At 63.0% G+C, this 16,201-nt stretch carries 12 protein-coding genes and 1 pseudogene; 11 read left to right on the top strand and 2 right to left on the bottom strand.

Annotation, left to right across the window (positions count from 1 at the left end; translation table 11 throughout):
• Positions 1-178 precede the first annotated feature (178 nt).
• Positions 179-871, top strand: a complete 693-nt coding sequence (locus ACWPVA_RS14515) for an orotate phosphoribosyltransferase (RefSeq protein WP_454288354.1) — start codon at positions 179-181, stop codon at positions 869-871.
• A 78-nt stretch (positions 872-949) separates the two neighbouring features.
• A complete protein-coding gene (locus tag ACWPVA_RS14510) occupies positions 950-1,879 on the top strand; it encodes a carbohydrate kinase family protein (protein ID WP_454288353.1) in 930 nt (309 codons plus the stop codon).
• A gap of 27 nt (positions 1,880-1,906) precedes the next feature.
• On the opposite strand, the gene pgi is transcribed toward ACWPVA_RS14510, so the two are convergent.
• On the bottom strand, positions 1,907-3,526 hold the full coding sequence (gene pgi, locus ACWPVA_RS14505) for a glucose-6-phosphate isomerase (protein ID WP_454288352.1): 1,620 nt from the start codon (positions 3,524-3,526) through the stop codon (positions 1,907-1,909).
• A gap of 134 nt (positions 3,527-3,660) precedes the next feature.
• Positions 3,661-5,376 (bottom strand): long-chain-fatty-acid--CoA ligase, encoded by a 1,716-nt coding sequence (locus ACWPVA_RS14500; RefSeq protein ID WP_454288351.1) that lies wholly within the window; start codon positions 5,374-5,376, stop codon positions 3,661-3,663.
• Positions 5,377-5,644: 268 nt separating this feature from the next.
• On the opposite strand from ACWPVA_RS14500, the gene ACWPVA_RS14495 reads away from it, so the two are divergent.
• The 9 genes and pseudogenes from ACWPVA_RS14495 to nirD all read left to right on the top strand — a co-directional run bounded on the left by ACWPVA_RS14495 (position 5,645) and on the right by nirD (position 16,147).
• Positions 5,645-6,034 (top strand): PRC-barrel domain-containing protein, encoded by a 390-nt coding sequence (locus ACWPVA_RS14495; protein ID WP_454288350.1) that lies wholly within the window; start codon positions 5,645-5,647, stop codon positions 6,032-6,034.
• A 269-nt stretch (positions 6,035-6,303) separates the two neighbouring features.
• Positions 6,304-7,612, top strand: a pseudogene (locus ACWPVA_RS14490) (UDP-glucose dehydrogenase family protein).
• A gap of 145 nt (positions 7,613-7,757) precedes the next feature.
• Positions 7,758-8,345 (top strand): ANTAR domain-containing response regulator, encoded by a 588-nt coding sequence (locus ACWPVA_RS14485; protein WP_454288349.1) that lies wholly within the window; start codon positions 7,758-7,760, stop codon positions 8,343-8,345.
• A gap of 48 nt (positions 8,346-8,393) precedes the next feature.
• Complete coding sequence (locus ACWPVA_RS14480) at positions 8,394-9,668, top strand: CmpA/NrtA family ABC transporter substrate-binding protein (protein ID WP_454288348.1); 1,275 nt, start codon at positions 8,394-8,396, stop codon at positions 9,666-9,668.
• Positions 9,669-10,022: 354 nt separating this feature from the next.
• On the top strand, positions 10,023-11,321 hold the full coding sequence (locus ACWPVA_RS14475; protein ID WP_454288347.1) for a CmpA/NrtA family ABC transporter substrate-binding protein: 1,299 nt from the start codon (positions 10,023-10,025) through the stop codon (positions 11,319-11,321).
• A 169-nt stretch (positions 11,322-11,490) separates the two neighbouring features.
• Positions 11,491-12,384: a nitrate ABC transporter permease gene (gene ntrB, locus ACWPVA_RS14470; protein ID WP_454288346.1), complete on the top strand. Its 894-nt coding sequence runs from the start codon at positions 11,491-11,493 to the stop codon at positions 12,382-12,384.
• Positions 12,385-12,397: 13 nt separating this feature from the next.
• Entirely contained in the window at positions 12,398-13,195 is a 798-nt protein-coding gene (locus ACWPVA_RS14465) for an ABC transporter ATP-binding protein (protein WP_454288345.1), read from the top strand.
• Positions 13,196-13,200: 5 nt separating this feature from the next.
• On the top strand, positions 13,201-15,651 hold the full coding sequence (nirB, locus tag ACWPVA_RS14460; protein WP_454288344.1) for a nitrite reductase large subunit NirB: 2,451 nt from the start codon (positions 13,201-13,203) through the stop codon (positions 15,649-15,651).
• Between the two features lie 166 nt (positions 15,652-15,817).
• On the top strand, positions 15,818-16,147 hold the full coding sequence (nirD, locus tag ACWPVA_RS14455; RefSeq protein ID WP_454288343.1) for a nitrite reductase small subunit NirD: 330 nt from the start codon (positions 15,818-15,820) through the stop codon (positions 16,145-16,147).
• The last annotated feature ends 54 nt before the right edge of the window (positions 16,148-16,201 follow it).

Below are 16,201 nucleotides of genomic sequence, written 5' to 3'. Positions count from 1 at the left end.
GGACAAACATGTGGTTGATACGGTTCTGTTTGAAGAGATTGGCGATTCAATCTAGTCCACCTTTGCGCCATTGTCTCAATCTGCGCCGAGCGCTGCGCAATTTTCCTCTGGCGCTGGCCAGCTCGCCGCGTTGCTGCTATTGGCCGCTTTCGGGTGCCGTAACGCGATAGGAGCCGAAATGATCCAGACGACCTTTCCCGAACCTGCCGTGATGGCTGAATTGATGGCGAAGATGCTGTGGGAGATCAAGGCGGTGCATTTCTCCGCCGACAAGCCCTACAAGCTGTCCTCCGGCATGATGAGCCCGGTCTATATCGATTGCCGCAAGCTGATCTCTTATCCGCGCATCCGCTCGGCGATCATGGACTTCGCCGCCGCCACGGTGATGCGCAATGCCGGCTTCGAGCAGTTCGACGTCGTGGCTGGTGGTGAGACCGCAGGTATTCCCTTTGCCGCCTTCCTCGCGGAGCGCCTCGGTCTGCCGATGATCTACGTGCGCAAGGCGCCAAAAGGCCATGGCCGTAATGCGCAGATCGAAGGCCATATGCCGGAAGGCGCACGTGTCCTGGTGATCGAGGACCTGACCACTGCCGGCGGCAGCATGTTCAAGTTCATCGATGCGATCCGTGCGGCCGGCGGTGTCGTCGATCACGGCGTCGCGCTGTTCTACTACGGCATATTCCCCGAGGCAGAAGAGCGTTTCACCAATGGCAACGTGATGCTGCACCACATCGCCACCTGGCGGGAAGTGCTCGCTGTCGCCCGTGAGAAGAGGCTCTTCGATGAAAAGACGCTGTCGGAGGTCGGAGCTTTCCTCGATGCGCCGCTGGCCTGGTCGGCCCGCAACGGCGGTGTCGCTTCGCTTGGCTGAGGTGGACTGGCCTTCCGCGATCGAATGCACTAAATCGATTTAAACCCGACTTCGGATAGAGGGAATGGAGGAGGTCGAATGATATTGTGTTGTGGCGAAGCGCTGATCGACATGTTGCCGCGCGAATCGACGCTCGGCGAGCGGGCTTTCGCGCCGCACGCTGGTGGTGCGATCTTCAACACCGCCATCGCACTCGGCCGGCTTGGCGTTCCGACCGGCTTTTTCACCGGGCTCTCCGACGACATGATGGGTGACATTCTGCGCGAGAGGCTGCGGTCCAGCAGCGTCGACTTCAGTTTCTGCGCGACGTCGTCGCGGCCCACGACGATTGCCTTCGTCAAGCTCGTCGGTGGCCATGCAACCTACGCCTTCTATGACGAGAACACCGCCGGTCGGATGATCTCGCCAGCCGATCTGCCGGGTTTGGGCGAGGAATGCGAGGCGCTTCATTTTGGCGCGATCAGCCTCATTCCCGAACCATGTGGCTCGACCTACGAGGCGCTGATGGTGCGCGAGCATCAGAGCCGCGTCATCTCGCTCGATCCCAATATCCGCCCGAGCTTCATCAAGGACAGGGCCGCGCACATGGCGCGGATCAACCGCATGGCCGCCATGACTGACATCCTCAAGTTCTCCGACGAGGATCTTGAGTGGTTCGGTCTGCCCGGCGGTATCGACGACCGTGCCCGCCATTGGCTGGACATGGGCGCCAAGCTCGTCGTCATCACCCGCGGAGCCGATGGAGCGACCGGCTATACCGATCGTTTCAAGGTCACTGTGCCGAGCGAGCGGGTCAAAGTGGTCGATACCGTAGGTGCGGGCGATACCTTTGATGCGGGTATCCTGGCGTCGCTGAAGCGCCAGGATCTGCTGGCCAAGGCCAAGGTCGCGGCGCTGGACGAGGCGGCGGTTCGCTCCGCCCTCGAACTGGGCGCCAGGGCGGCGGCCGTCACGGTCTCGCGCGCCGGTGCCAATCCACCCTATGCCGACGAAATCGGGCTCGTCTGACGCGAGCCTCCTGCACCCGTCGCGTGGCTATTTCGCCCTCGAAAGCAGCGTCGCGACCAGGCCGGCGGTCGAGCTGTCATGACCAGTCGCGGCCACCTTGCCTTCAACCACCGGCAACAGGCCGGTTGCGAGTTCCTTGCCAAGCTCGACACCCCATTGATCGAAGGAGTTGATCCGGAAGATCACCCCTTCGACGAACACGCGATGCTCGTAGAGTGCGATCAGTCGGCCGAGCGTATAGGGTGTCAGCTGGTCGTATGCGAAGGTGATCGACGGACGGTTGCCGGAGAATACGCGGTGCGGGGCGATGGACTCAGCCTCGGCTTCGTCCATTCCTTTGGCCGTCAGCTGCGACTTGGCCTCGGCGAGCGTGCGCCCCTTCATCAGGGCTTCCGATTGCGCCAGGCAATTGGCGATCAGCAACTGGTGCTGGTGTCTCAGATCGGGCTCGAAGCCGCGCGCGGCGATCAGGAACTCAGCCGGAATGATGCTCGTTCCCTGGTGGATCAGCTGGTAGAAGGCGTGCTGGCCATTGGTGCCCGGTTCGCCCCAGACCACTGGACCGGAACTGCCGGCAACGGGCTTGCCGTCGATGGTGACGCTCTTGCCGTTCGATTCCATGTCCAGCTGCTGCAGATAGGCCGGAAAGCGCGATAGCCGCTGGTCATAGGGCAGGATCGCCCGCGTCTGGTAGCCGAGCACGTTGCGATGGTAGACGCCGATCGCGCCGAGCAGCATCGGGAGGTTCTGCCGGAAGGGCGCGTTACGGAAATGCTGGTCCATCGCATGGGCGCCGTCGAGGAAGCGTCCGAAGTCGTCTTCGCCAATGGCAATCATCAGCGGCAGGCCGATCGCCGACCAGATCGAATAGCGCCCGCCGACCCAGTCCCAGAAACCGAACACGCGCTCGGGATCGATGCCGAAGGCGGCGACCTTATCGAGCGCGGTCGAAACCGCGGCGAAGTGCTTGCCGACCGCGGCCTCGCCGAGCTTTTCGGCAACGAACCGCCGCGCCGTCTGCGCATTGGTCATGGTTTCGATCGTCGTGAACGTCTTGGAGGCGATGATGAAAAGCGTCGTTTCGGCGGAGAGGATCTTCAGCGTGTCGCTGATATGGGCGCCGTCGACATTGGAAACGAAGTGCAGGCGCGGGCCGTTATGGAAGGGAGCGAGCGCCAGCGTCGCCATCGCCGGGCCCAGGTCGGAACCGCCGATGCCGATATTGACCACATCGGTGATCGCCTTGCCGGTCGAGCCCGTGAGCGTGCCCGAGCGGATTCCCTCGGCAAAGCGGCCCATGGCGGCAAGCACGGCATTCACCTCGGGCATGACGTCGCGGCCGTCCACTATGACCGGCGTGTTCGACCTGTTGCGCAAGGCCGTATGGAGGACTGCACGTCCCTCGGTGAAGTTGATAGGCTCGCCGGCAAACATCGCATCGCGCTTTTCGGCGACGTCGGCGCAAAGCTCTTCGAGCAGGCCCATGATCTCCCCGTTTACCGCGCATTTCGAATAATCCATCAACAGATCGTCGTGTGCGGCGCTGAAGCGGGTGAAGCGCCCGGCATCGGCGGCAAAGGCGGCGCGCAGATCCTCGGCCCTTGTAGCCGTGGCGGTGCTCGTGAGTTTGTCGATGATTGCCTGCATCTTCGTTTCCCTGATTTGGCGGAGATGCTGGCGACACTATTCTGGGCGGCGCGAGCGATCAAGCGCACAGGAAAACGCCCGGGCTGCCGAAGGGCGGCCCGGGTGGGTAGGAGCAGTTGTCGCCTGCGGCCGTTCTATTTGGCCAGTTCGCTGTCGCGCAGTTCGCGCCGCAGGATCTTGCCGACATTCGATTTCGGCAATTCACTGCGGAATTCGATATAGCGCGGGCGCTTGTAGTTGGTCAGGTTGGTGGCGCAATGCGCCTTGAGATCGGCCTCGGTGAGGCCCGGGTCCTTCTTGACCACGAAGATCTTCACCGCCTCGCCGGAATGGGCGTCCGGAACCCCGATCGCAGCGCATTCGAGCACGCCAGGATGCATTGCGGCCACTTCTTCGATCTCGTTGGGGTAGACGTTGAAGCCCGAGACGAGGATCATGTCCTTCTTTCGGTCGACGATCTTGACGTAGCCGGCTTCGTTCATCAGGCCCATGTCGCCCGAGCGGAAGAAGCCGTCCTCGGTCATGACCTTGTCTGTCTCTTCGGGGCGCTGCCAGTAGCCGGCCATGACCTGCGGTCCGCGAATGCAGATCTCACCGACTTCGCCGATCGGCAGGGTGGCCCCGTCCTCATCGCGGATTTCAATGTCCGTCGAGGGGAGCGGCAGACCGATCATGCCGCTGAATTCCGTGGTGTCGAGACGGTTGACGGTGGCTACCGGCGATGTTTCCGACAGTCCGTAGCCTTCGGTGATCGGGCAGCCGGTCATCTCATACCAGCGTTCGGCAACGGGCCGTTGCACGGCCATGCCGCCGCCCAGCACCAGCAGCATCGAGGAAAAATCGAGGTTCTTGAAATCCGGATTGTTCATCAGCGCGTTGAACAGCGTATTGAGGCCCGGGAAAATATGCGCCTTGTGGTTCTGCAATTCCTTGACGAAGGCGGGAATGTCGCGCGGATTGGCGATCAGCACGTTATGGCTGCCGGTCGCGATGCCCATCAGCGAGTTCACCGTGAGCGCGAAGATATGGTAGAGCGGCAAGGCGCAGATGAAGGTCATGACCTCCGGCCGTCCCTTGACAGCGAAGGCTGCCTCCAGCCAGAGCGCAATCTGCTGCTTGTTGGCAAGCAGATTGGCATGGGTCAGGGTCGCACCCTTGGAAACGCCCGTCGTGCCGCCCGTATATTGCAGGAAGGCGACGTCATCTGCGACGACGTCAACCGGCTTAAGGGACTGGTGGGCGCCTTCGGCCAGCACACGCTTGAAGCTGAGGTGTCCTGGGATCGACCAGGCGGGAACGAGCTTCTTCACCTTGCGGACGACGAAATTGACGATATGGCCCTTCAAGCCCAGCATGTCGCCCATGGTGGCGACGATGACATGCTTGACCGGTGTGTTGGGCAGGACCTGCTGAACCGTGCCCGCGAAATTCTCCAGCACGATGATCGCCTTGGCGCCGGAGTCCTTCAGTTGGTGTTCCAGTTCGCGCGGGGTGTAGAGCGGGTTGACGTTGACCACCGTAAGTCCGGCCCTGAGAATGCCGTAGACCGTGACCGGGTTCTGAAGGATGTTCGGCGTCATCACCGCCACCCTGTCGCCCTTCACGAGACCTTTTGACTGCAGCCAGGCGCCGACCTTGCGCGATTCCGCCTCGAGTTCCCGGAACGTCATTCCCCGGCCCATGCTGGAAAAGGCCAGGCGATCGGCGTAGGTGGCGCAGCTCGCTTCGAACAGGGCTCCCAGCGACGGGTGACTATGGGGCGCAATATCCGCCGGTACGGAGGGAGGATATGAAGCAAGCCAAATCTTTTCACTTGCCCGGCCACTGAGCCGGCTCGTTGCGTCCGTCATGTATTCCCTCCCGACGTCCATTGCTGCATGTCCATCGTTCGCGGCGGACATGCATTCCTCCCAGATGCTTTTAGCGAGCTTAAGCGTTTGGCATTCCGGTTCAAGTGCTAAGCTCTATATAACCTTGACGTAAGCGTCAATATTCCTCCGGTCCTCCCGGCGCCTTGGCTTTTCGAAGAATGCTCCCTCCCGGCATCTGCTGTGGGGAACTTTCGGTCCGGCTCACCGTTTCCCTTTCATCGCCACACCAGAAAAAAGGAGGTGCGATATGCATCAGAATTCTCAAGCGAAAAGCCGCGATCCCTACGTCAAGGACACGGCCTCCCTGATTGCCAGTGACAAGGTTGACGGGACCGCCGTCTATGGTGTCGACGGAGAACGCATCGGTTCGGTCAAGCGGATCATGCTCGAAAAGCACGGCGGCCGGGTCGCCTACGCAGTGCTGAGCTTCGGCGGCTTCCTCGGTATCGGCGATGACTACTATCCGTTGCCGTGGGAAAAGCTGACCTATGACGAGACGCTGGACGGTTACCGGATCGACCTGACGAAGGAACAGGTCGAGGGCGCCCCGCGTCTTCGCGATGATGATCGCGAATGGTATCGCGACAATGGCCGCACGGTCTACGACTACTATGGCGTTCCGCCCTACTGGGTCTGATTGATTCTGCCAATTCAAGGCCCCGCTCCGGCGGGGCCTTTGTCGTTGTAATGGACTGTGGTCTGACCTGGAATTCCGTGCTGCGCTCCGACGCGGTGACCGATCTTGGATTTCGTTTTGCGATGCGGTAGGTATTCTCCCGAAATCATCCAAATCAACGGCACAACCGTCGGCCTTTTTCTTCCTCTCCCAATTCTCCGTCTCTTGTCTAGGCACAGGGAAATTTGGATGGAAACACTTCCGGCCGATCCAGGCAGATGGAGTCAGGCGTGCGCATAGCAATCATTGGCACGGGATATGTCGGGCTGGTTTCGGGTGTTTGCTTGGCCGAGTTCGGCCACGTTGTGGTGTGTATCGACAAGGCGTCGGAAAAGATCGCCCAGCTCAATCGGGGTGAGGTGCCGATCTTCGAGCCGGGTCTCGATAATCTGATTCAAAAAAACGTCTCTGCCGGGCGCCTGCATTTCACCACTGAGATCGCCGATCCCGTCGCCAATGCTGATGTTCTATTTATTGCGGTAGGTACCCCGGCGCGCAGAAGCGATGGTCACGCGGATCTGGCCCATGTGTTCGCCGCCGCACGCGAAGTGGCCGCTGCCGTGCGGGGCTTCACGGTGATCGTCACCAAGTCGACCGTGCCGGTCGGCACCGGGGATCAGCTGGAGCGGCTCATCCGCGACGCCAATCCGGATGCCGACGTGGCTGTCGTCTCCAACCCTGAATTCCTGCGAGAAGGCGCGGCCATCGACGACTTCATGGCGCCGGATCGCGTTGTGGTCGGCATGAATGACGATCGTGCACGTGCCATCATGGCGGAGGTCTATGGCGCGCTCGATCCGGTCAGGCATCCGGTGCTCTTCACCTCGCGGCGCACCGCGGAACTCACCAAATATGCCGCCAATGCCTTCCTCGCGCTGAAGCTGGCTTATATCAACGAAATCGCCGATCTGTGCGAGCAGGTCGGCGCCAATGTACAGGATGTCTCCCGAGGAATGGGACTGGACAGCCGCATCGGGCTGAAGTTCCTCAATGCGGGGCCGGGCTATGGCGGCTCCTGTTTCCCGAAGGATACGCTGGCGCTCGTCAAGACCGCGCAGGACCACAATGCCCCGATCCGCTTGATCGAAACGATCGTCGGAATCAACGAGACGCGCAAGCGCGCCATGGCACGCAAGGTCGAGCGCGCGGTGGGCGGCGACCTGCGCGGCAAGACGATCGGCATCCTCGGCCTGACCTTCAAACCCGACACTGACGACATCCGCGAATCCCCGGCGCTGTCGATTGTCCAGGCGCTGCTCGACAAGGGCGCCCTGCTGAAGGCTCATGATCCGGAGGGCATGCCGGCGGCGCGCCATGTCATGCCCGAGCTTCGACTATTGCGACGATGTCGAGGAGGTCGCGGCCGATGCCGATGCCTTGGTCATCATTACGGAGTGGAAGCAGTTCCGGTCGCTCGACTTTGCGCGGTTGAAGTCTGTGATGAAGTCGCCGGTTCTTGTCGATCTGCGTAACATCTACACCCTTGCGGAAGCGCGGAATCACGGCTTCGTCTATGAAAGTGTCGGCCGCGCCGAATAGCAGGGCTTCGTGACTGGCTCAGTGAAGCGTGCGCAAGAGGCGGCAGAGGTGCGTGGTGCTTGCTTAAAATATAAGCAAACCTGATCCGGCATATTTTCTGGGCATTTTGCTTGCCAAGCTTTTTGCGCTGCGGCATCAATAGGCGATGTTGCACTCCGACCTCACTGTCCTCGTGATCGATGAGAACGCCATCCGCGCTTCCATAATCGAGGAAGGCCTGCGGGAGGCGGGGCACCTGCGCGTCACGGTCGTGCACGAGGTCAACGGCATCGCCCGGATCATCGAGAACCTGAAACCCGACGTCATCATCATCGATCTCGAAAACCCGAACCGCGACATGATGGAGCACCTGTTCCAACTGACTCGGACTGTCGGGCGGCCGATCGCCATGTTCGTCGACCGCTCCGACACCGCCTCGATCGAGGCCGCCGTCGATGCCGGCGTTTCGGCCTATATCGTCGACGGGCTGAAGAAGGAGCGGGTCAAGCCGATCCTCGACATGGCGGTCAGCCGTTTCAACGCCTTCAGCCGCCTGCAGCGCGAACTGGTCGACGCCCGCAATGCGTTGGAGGAGCGCAAGGTGATCGAACGTGCCAAGGGCATCTTGATGAAGATGCGGGGCCTTTCCGAAGAGGAGGCCTACGCTCTGCTGCGCCAGACGGCGATGAACGAGAAGAAGAAGCTGTCCGACATCGCCCAGAGTGTAGTGACGGCGGCAGGATTGCTGATGTGATGGAGACCCTGACACAGGTCGATATCCGGAGAAGCTGGAGTGAATGACATGACGCGACCGAGCGATAGCGGAACGAGCCTGCCCCTGCCGGCGATCGGCGTTGCAGGCGGCGCGAAAGTGCTGCGCGCCGGCTTCATCCCGCTGATGGATGCGTCCGTGCTGATCGTCGCGGCCGAACTCGGCTTTGCCGCCAAGGAAGGCCTGACGCTCGATCTGGTGCGCGATGTCTCCTGGGCCAATGTCCGCGACCGGCTGGCCTTCCGCCAGTTCGACATCGCCCATATGCTCTCGCCCATGCCTGTCGCCTCCATGCTGGGCCTGGGCTCCAACCCGTCGCCGACCATCACGCCCTTCTCTCTGGGCCGCGGCGGCAACGCCATCACACTGTCGCTTCGGCTTTTCGAGCGCATGCAGGCACTGACCGGCCTCGACGATGGGGCATCGGCGCTCGACAATGCCCGCGCCCTTGCCTCGGTACTGGCCGACATGCGGGAAAGGGGGGTGCAGCCGCCGACCCTCGGTATGACCTATCCCTTCTCCTCCCATAACTACGAGTTCCGCTACTGGCTGGCCGCCGGCGGCATCGATCCCGACCGCGACGTCAAGCTGGTCGTCGTGCCGCCGCCGCTCACCTCCGATGCGCTGGCTGCCGGCGCGATCGATGGCTTCTGCGTCGGCGCGCCGTGGAACATGGTGGCCTCCGAGCGCGGTGTCGGTCGCATCGTCGCGGCCAAGCAGGACATCTGGCCCTCGGCCCCGGAAAAGGTGATCGGCATGCGCCCGGATTGGGCGGACGTCAACCCCGAGACGGTGTCGCGCCTGATCGTCGCGCTCGATGCGGCGGCGCGCTGGTGCGACGACGGGGCAAACCATGATACGCTCGCAGCGCTGCTCGCCGAGCCCCGCTATATCGCCGCGCCCGTCGGCATTATCCGGCGTGTCCTCGCTGGCGAGTTCAGCTTGGACGCCAAGGGCCATCGCCGCACGATCCCCGACTACTTTGTCTTTCATCGCGACCACGCCAACGATCCGCGGCCGAGCCAGGCGCTGTGGATCTACAGCCAGATGATCCGCTGGGGGCAGGCGGAATTCAGCGAGGACGGTGCAAGAATGGCCGCATCCGCCTACCGGCCGGATCTTTATCGTGCCGCCCTCGGCAGCCCGAATGGACCAGCGGACGCCGATGTGCGGCCGGAAGGCGTCGCCCCCGACGATCGTTTCATGGACGGCCATGTCTTCGATCCGAGCCGCATTGCCGCCTATGTCGCCACCTTCCCGGTGCGGGCGCTTGGCGCTTCGAATGACACGGACGAGGACGCCTGACGGCGAGCGCAGTGCACAATTCACCAGCGTCTTTCTTCCATCCCGAGAGCAGTCGCACAAATGTTCGGCAGTGCCTTTTTCAAGGCAGGCGCGATGTCCAGCTCGCTCAACGAATATTCCTTAAGCTGAAACAATGAGATACGCGTGGCGCGTCAAACTGGCACGCCGATTGCTTCGATAAACATGCACCGGTCAATGGCGACCGGACGCAGATGAGCGCACAGCGCGCGTTCACATCAGACATCGACGTCGCAAGGTTTTTGCTGTCCGGGGCTCCTCCTCCCCCGCTGACGCATCCACCGAGCGGCGTTTTTTCGTTTTCCGGCTCTCCGTCTCCAGCAAAGGGAACAGCACATGACGAAGACTACAGGAATGGGCATCAGCCGCCGCAGCATTCTCAAGACCTCCGCTGCCGCCGCCGTGATCGGCGCCGCGCGCGCACTTCTGCCGTCGGGCGCCTTTGCCGCCGGTGCGGGCCCCGAGGTTGCCGGGTTGAAGCTCGGATACATTGCGCTGACCGATGCAGCGCCGCTGATCATCGCCAAGGAAAAAGGCCTGTTCGACAAATTCGGCCTGACCGAAGTCGAGGTCCTGAAGCAGGCCTCCTGGGGTGCCACCCGCGACAATCTCGTGCTTGGCGGCGAGGCAAACGGTATCGACGGTGCCCATATCCTCACCCCCATGCCCTACCTGATCTCCACCGGCAAGGTGACGCAGAACAATGTGCCGGTGCCGATGTCGATCGTCGCCCGCCTCAATCTCGACAGCCAGGGCATTTCGGTTGCCAAGGAATATGCCGAGACCGGCGTCGGCCTGGATGCCTCGAAGCTGAAGGAAGCCTTCGCCGCCAAGAAGGCGGCTGGCAACGACATCAAGGTCGCCATGACCTTTCCCGGCGGCACCCATGATCTGTGGATCCGCTACTGGCTCGCCGCCGGCGGCATCGACCCGGACAAGGACGTCTCAACCATCGTCGTGCCGCCGCCGCAGATGGTCGCCAACATGAAGGTCGGCAACATGGATGCCTTCTGCGTCGGCGAGCCGTGGAACGAGCAGCTGGTCAACCAGGGCATCGGCTTCACTGCCTGTACGACCGGGGAACTGTGGAAGGGCCATCCGGAAAAGGCGCTCGGCCTGCGCTTCGACTGGATCGAGAAGAACCCCAACGCCGCAAAGGCGCTGATGATGGCCGTCATCGAAGCCCAGATCTGGGCTGACAGCATGGACAACAAGGAGGAAATGGCGGCGATGCTGGGCAAGCGCCAGTGGTTCAATGTGCCGCCGAAGGACGTTGCAGGCCGCCTCAAGGGCAACATCAACTACGGCAATGGCCGGGTGGAAGAGAACACCGGCCTGGAGATGAAGTTCTTCCAGGACCACGCCTCCTATCCGTTCAAGAGCCACGACGCCTGGTTCCTCACCGAGAATATCCGTTGGGGCAAGTTCGCGCCCGACACCGACATCAAGGCGCTGGTCGACAAGGTCAACCGCGAGGACATCTGGCGCGCCGCCGCCGCGGATCTGGGGCTCGACGCAGCCGACATCCCGACCTCCACCTCGCGCGGCGTCGAAACCTTCTTCGACGGCAAGGTCTTCGATCCGGAGAACCCGCAGGCCTATCTCGACAGCCTGACGATCAAGGCCGGCGCGTGACGCGCCGACCCCTCACCCGGCTGCCGCCACCCTCTCCCCGGGGAGAGGGGAGATGGGACCAAGGCCGTACCCCAAACTCCTTCTCCCCGCTTGCGGGGAGAAGGTCCCGGCAGGGGGATGAGGGGCAATCCCCGACGACAACCGACACCGCTCGCAAGAGGACCAGACCATGACCGCAACCGCCCGCAAGACCGAGGTACCGATCCCCGCCCTGACGACCAGGGACGGCACTGTCGTGCAGATGGTGAAACGCCCGGCCCGCAAGCTCGATCTGAGCCGCATCGGCGCAAGCGTCGCCCGCAACGTCGTGCCGCCGCTCGTCGTCGCCGCGCTCCTGCTGGCGCTTTGGCAGCTGACCTGTTCGCAGCCCGGCTCCAGCCTGCCGCCGCCATCCCAGGTCTGGATCGACAGCTTCGACCTGATCGCCTATCCCTTCTTCAACTACGGCTCGCAGGACATTGGCCTCGCCTGGCGGGTGCTCGTCTCGCTGGAACGCGTGGCGATCGGCTTCGGACTTGCGGCCGTGGTCGGCGTCCTGCTCGGCGCGGTCGTCGGCCAGTCGGTCTGGGCGCTGCGCGGGCTCGACCCGATCTTCCAGATCTTGCGCACCGTGCCGCCGCTTGCCTGGCTGCCCCTGTCGCTCGCCGCCTTCCAGGATTCGAATCCCTCGGCGATCTTCGTCATCTTCATCACCTCGATCTGGCCGGTGATCATCAACACCGCCGTCGGCGTGCGCAACATTCCCGACGACTATCGCAACATCGCCCGCGTGCTGCGCCTCAACCCGCTGGAATTCTTCGTCCGCATCATGGTGCCAGCCGCCGCCCCCTACATCTTCACCGGCCTGCGCATCGGTGTCGGCCTCTCCTGGCTCGCCATCGTCGCGGCCGAAATGCTGACCGGTGGGGTCGGCATCGGCTTCTTCATCTGGGATGCGTGGAACTCGTCGCGCCTCTCCGACATCATCGTGGCGCTCGCCTATATCGGCGTGACCGGCTTCGTCCTCGACAAGCTGGTCGCCCTCTTGGGCGGCGTCGTCACCCGCGGCACAGCGGCCAACTGAGGAGACGACATCCATGAACGCCTATCTCAAGATCGACCATATCGACAAGAACTTCGAACGCGCCGGCACCAGGACCGAAGTCCTCAAGGACGTGACGATCACGATCGACAAGGGCGAGTTCGTCTCGATCATCGGCCATTCCGGCTGCGGCAAGTCGACCCTGCTCAACCTGATCGCCGGCCTGACGAGCGTCTCCTCCGGCGCCGTGCTGCTGGAGAACCAGGAGGTCAACGCACCCGGCCCGGAACGCGCCGTCGTCTTCCAGAACCACTCGCTGCTGCCCTGGCTCACCGTTTACGAAAACGTCAATCTCGCCGTCAACAAGGTGTTTTCCGGCCGCAAGTCCAGGGCCGAGAAGCATGACTGGGTCATGCGCAATCTCGATCTCGTGCAGATGGCGCATGCCAGGGACAAGCGCCCGGCGGAAATCTCCGGCGGCATGAAACAGCGTGTCGGCATCGCCCGCGCGCTTGCCATGGAGCCGAAAATCCTGCTGCTCGACGAGCCCTTCGGCGCGCTCGACGCGCTCACCCGCGCCCATCTGCAGGACGCGGTGATGGAGATCCACGCGCGCCTCGGCAACACCATGATCATGATCACCCATGACGTCGACGAGGCCGTGCTCCTGTCCGACCGCATCGTCATGATGACCAACGGCCCGGCCGCCAAAATTGGCGAAGTGCTGGAGGTCCCGATCCCGCGGCCGCGCGATCGCATCGCGCTTGCCTCCGATCGCACCTATCTCAAATCCCGCGAAGCCGTGTTGAAGTTCCTCTACGAACGTCACCGCTTCGTCGAAGCCGCGGAGTAAGAACCATGGCAGAAAAACTCGTCATCATCGGCAATGGCATGGCCCCCGGCCGCATGCTGGAGGAACTGTTCGAAAAGGCCCCCGGCCTCTACGACGTGACGATCTTCAACGCCGAGCCGCGCGTCAACTACGACCGCATCATGCTCTCGCCGGTTCTCTCCGGTGAGAAGACCTACGAGCAGATCGTCATCCATGGCGACGGCTGGTATGTCGACCACGGCATCATGCTCTACAAGGGCCACAAGATCGTCGCGATCGACCGGGACAGGAAGACCGTCACCTCCGACCACGGCGTGACGGAGAGCTATGACAAGCTGGTGATCGCCACCGGCTCGGTGCCCTTCATCATTCCCGTCCCCGGCAACGATCTGCCGGGCGTCATCACCTATCGCGACCTCGATGACGTGCAGGCCATGCTGCTGGCCGCCCAGTCCCGGGACAGGGCGGTGGTCATCGGTGGCGGCCTGCTCGGCCTCGAAGCCGCCGCTGGCCTCAGCGCACGCGGCATGGATGTGACCGTACTGCATGTCATGCCGACCCTGATGGAGCGCCAGCTCGACCCGGCCGCCGGCTACCTCTTGCAGAAGGCCATCGAGGAGCGCGGCATCAAGGTGATCTGCAAGGCCAACACCAAGGCGATCATCGGCACTAGCAAGGTCGAGGGCATCGAACTCGACGACGGCCGGATCATCCCGGCGACGCTGGTGGTGATGGCCGTCGGCATCCGCCCGAATGTCGGGCTTGCCAGGGAGGCGGGGCTCGCCGTCAACCGCGGCATCGTCGTCGACGCCGGCATGCAGACCTCGGACGGCGACATTCTCGCCCTCGGCGAATGCGCCGAAGTCGGCGGCATGGTCTACGGCCTCGTCGCCCCCCTCTACGAAATGGCGCGGATCGCCGCCTCGCATCTCTCCGGCGACCGCACGCCCGCTTTCGTCCATTCCGACACGCCGACCAAGCTCAAGGTCACCGGCATCGAGCTCTATTCGCTCGGCGATTTCGCCGATGGCGACGACCGCCAGGAGATCGTGCTGCGCGATGCCACAGCCGGCGTCTACAAGCGTCTCGTCATCAAGGACAACCGTATTATCGGCACGGTGCTTTATGGCGAAACGGCCGACGGCGCCTGGTTCAACGACCTGAAGAAGAAGGGCACCGACATCTCCGCAATGCGCGACACCCTGATCTTCGGCCAGGCCTATCAGGGGGGCAGCCCGCTGGACCCTATGGCGGCCGTTGCAGCCTTGCCGGATGATGCGGAAATCTGCGGCTGCAACGGCGTCTGCAAGGGCAAGATCGTCAAGACTATCACTGCCAAAGGCCTGACCTCGCTCGACGATGTCCGCGCCCATACCAAGGCCTCGGCCTCCTGCGGCTCCTGCACCGGCCTTGTCGAACAGCTGATGACCATCACGCTGGGCGATGCCTATAATCCCGCCGCCGTCCAGCCGATGTGCGCCTGCACCGAGCTTGGCCATGACGATGTCCGCCGGCTGATCAAGGCCAAGGGGCTGAAGACCATTCCCGCGGTGATGCAGGAACTGGAGTGGAAGACCTCCTGCGGCTGCGCCAAGTGCCGTCCGGCGCTCAACTACTACCTCGTCTGCGACTGGCCGGACGAATATGCCGACGACTACCAGTCGCGCTATATCAATGAGCGCGTCCACGCCAACATCCAGAAGGACGGCACCTATTCGGTCGTACCGCGCATGTGGGGCGGCGTGACCAACGCGGCGGAACTGCGCGCCATCGCCGATGTCGTCGACAAGTTCGAAATCCCGATGGTGAAAGTCACCGGCGGCCAGCGCATCGACCTGCTCGGCATCGAGAAGGAAGACCTGCCCGCCGTCTGGGCCGATCTCGGCAAGGCCGGCTTCGTCTCCGGCCAGGCCTATGCCAAAGGCCTGCGCACCGTGAAGACCTGCGTCGGCTCCGACTGGTGCCGCTTCGGCACGCAGGATTCGACCGGCCTCGGCATCCGCATCGAAAAATTCATGTGGGGCTCCTGGACGCCGGCCAAGCTGAAGCTCGCCGTCTCGGGATGTCCGCGCAACTGCGCCGAAGCCACCTGCAAGGACATCGGCGTCATCTGCATCGACAGTGGTTTCGAGATCCACTTCGCGGGTGCTGCCGGCCTCGACATCAAGGGCACGGAAGTCCTGGGGCTGGTGAAGACCGAAGACGAGGCGCTCGAGCATATCGTCGCGCTGACCCAGATGTATCGCGAGCAGGCCCGCTATCTCGAGCGCATCTACAAATGGGCGAAACGCGTCGGCCTGGACGAGATCCGCCGGCAGATCATGACCGACCCGGAAAGGCGCAAGGCCTATTACGACCGCTTCGTCTTCTCCCAGAAGTTTGCCCAGGTCGACCCTTGGTCGGAGCGCGTGTCGGGCAAGGACAAGCACGAGTTCAAGCCGATGGCGACCGTCGGCTATTCGGCGGCGGCGGAATAGCCGGAACGAACCCCCTCTGGCCTGCCGGCCATCTCCCCCACAAGGGGGGAGACCACGCGCAGCTACCCTCGCGACAATCGGGAGGCTGGCACCGGGCGGGCAAGCCCCTCCCCCTTGTGGGGAGGGGTTGGGGAGGGGTCTTACGACCAACAAGGAACGAAAACCCATGACCTGGATCACCATCGGCCATATCGACGAAATCCCTCTTCGCGGCGCCCGCTGCGTCAAGACGCCGGAGGGCAAGATCGCCGTGTTTCGCACGGCCGAAAACGAGGTCTTCGCCATCGAGGACCACTGCCCGCACAAGGGCGGGCCGCTCTCCCAGGGTATCGTCCACGGCAAGGCCGTGACCTGCCCCTTGCACAACTGGGTGATCTCGCTCGAAACCGGCCGCGCGCTCGGCGCCGACGAGGGCGAGGTCCGAACCATCCCCGTGCGCAACGAGGGGGGGCACCTTTCGATCGCGCTGGAAAGCCTGATGATGGCGGCGGAGTAGGCGATATGGCGAGCGCCCTTCGGACAGTGCCCCTCATCCCCCTGCCGGGACCTT

The sequence above is a fragment of the Rhizobium arsenicireducens genome (assembly GCF_964021225.1).
This window is presented reverse-complemented; position numbering and strand designations above follow the sequence as displayed.

Excerpts from the sequence above, each read along its gene's own strand:
- ACWPVA_RS14515 (WP_454288354.1), top strand. The coding sequence starts at position 179 with ATGATCCAGACGACCTTTCCCGAACCTGCCGTGATGGCTGAATTGATG.
- ACWPVA_RS14510 (WP_454288353.1), top strand. The coding sequence starts at position 950 with ATGATATTGTGTTGTGGCGAAGCGCTGATCGACATGTTGCCGCGCGAA.
- pgi (WP_454288352.1), bottom strand. The coding sequence starts at position 3,526 with ATGCAGGCAATCATCGACAAACTCACGAGCACCGCCACGGCTACAAGG.
- ACWPVA_RS14500 (WP_454288351.1), bottom strand. The coding sequence starts at position 5,376 with ATGACGGACGCAACGAGCCGGCTCAGTGGCCGGGCAAGTGAAAAGATT.
- ACWPVA_RS14495 (WP_454288350.1), top strand. The coding sequence starts at position 5,645 with ATGCATCAGAATTCTCAAGCGAAAAGCCGCGATCCCTACGTCAAGGAC.
- ACWPVA_RS14485 (WP_454288349.1), top strand. The coding sequence starts at position 7,758 with ATGTTGCACTCCGACCTCACTGTCCTCGTGATCGATGAGAACGCCATC.
- ACWPVA_RS14480 (WP_454288348.1), top strand. The coding sequence starts at position 8,394 with ATGACGCGACCGAGCGATAGCGGAACGAGCCTGCCCCTGCCGGCGATC.
- ACWPVA_RS14475 (WP_454288347.1), top strand. The coding sequence starts at position 10,023 with ATGACGAAGACTACAGGAATGGGCATCAGCCGCCGCAGCATTCTCAAG.
- ntrB (WP_454288346.1), top strand. The coding sequence starts at position 11,491 with ATGACCGCAACCGCCCGCAAGACCGAGGTACCGATCCCCGCCCTGACG.
- ACWPVA_RS14465 (WP_454288345.1), top strand. The coding sequence starts at position 12,398 with ATGAACGCCTATCTCAAGATCGACCATATCGACAAGAACTTCGAACGC.
- nirB (WP_454288344.1), top strand. The coding sequence starts at position 13,201 with ATGGCAGAAAAACTCGTCATCATCGGCAATGGCATGGCCCCCGGCCGC.
- nirD (WP_454288343.1), top strand. The coding sequence starts at position 15,818 with ATGACCTGGATCACCATCGGCCATATCGACGAAATCCCTCTTCGCGGC.